Origin of the sequence: Prevotella sp. MGM2 (assembly GCF_002933955.1) — a bacterium.
Classification (GTDB): domain Bacteria; phylum Bacteroidota; class Bacteroidia; order Bacteroidales; family Bacteroidaceae; genus Alloprevotella.
Genome location: NZ_BEWW01000005.1, coordinates 1 through 817 on the forward strand (window position 1 = coordinate 1; position 817 = coordinate 817).

Genomic DNA, 817 nt, shown 5'->3' on the forward strand with positions numbered 1-817 from the left:
CGGTAAACTCATTGCCGACGGTATGCGTGCCGTCAGTGTGAACGGTGTCATCACCATAGAGGATGCCAAAGGCCGCGACACGGTATTGAAAACAGTAGAAGGCATGCAGTTCGATCGCGGTTATCTGTCGGCTTATTTCGTAACTGAAACGGAAAAGATGCAGTGCGTAATGGAGAATCCCTATATTCTCATTTACGACAAGAAAATCAGTAACCTCAAGGATTTTCTTCCCATTCTCGAACCTGCCGTTCAAAGCGGTCGTCCCTTGCTCGTTATTGCCGAGGACGTTGACAGCGAGGCTCTCACTACGCTCGTAGTGAACCGCCTGCGCACACAGCTCAAGATTTGCGCCGTGAAGGCTCCCGGTTTCGGCGACCGCCGCAAGGCCATGCTTGAGGATATTGCCGTTCTTACCGGTGGTGTTGTCATCAGTGAAGAGAAAGGCTTGAAGCTTGAGCAGGCTACGCTCGAAATGCTCGGTTCGGCCGAAAAGGTGACTGTGACGAAGGACAACACTACCATTGTCAACGGTGCCGGCGCTAAAGAGAACATTCAGGAGCGCATCAGTCAGATTAAAAATGAAATGGCTGTTACCACGAGTTCTTACGATAAGGAAAAACTTCAGGAGCGTCTTGCCAAACTTTCGGGCGGTGTATGTGTGCTCGAAGTCGGTGCTGCCAGCGAAACAGAGCAGAAGGAGAAAAAAGACCGCTGCGATGATGCTCTTTGCGCTACGCGTGCCGCTATTGAGGAAGGCATCGTGACTGGTGGCGGCGTGGCTTACATCCGTGCCCAGCAGGCTCTTGAGGGTTTTGTG

General features: G+C 52.0%; 1 protein-coding gene. It reads left to right on the forward strand.

Annotated elements, in window-relative coordinates:
* The coding region (groEL, locus tag C5S62_RS00085) for a chaperonin GroEL (protein WP_133159430.1) at nucleotides 1-817 on the forward strand (817 nt) is incomplete at both ends.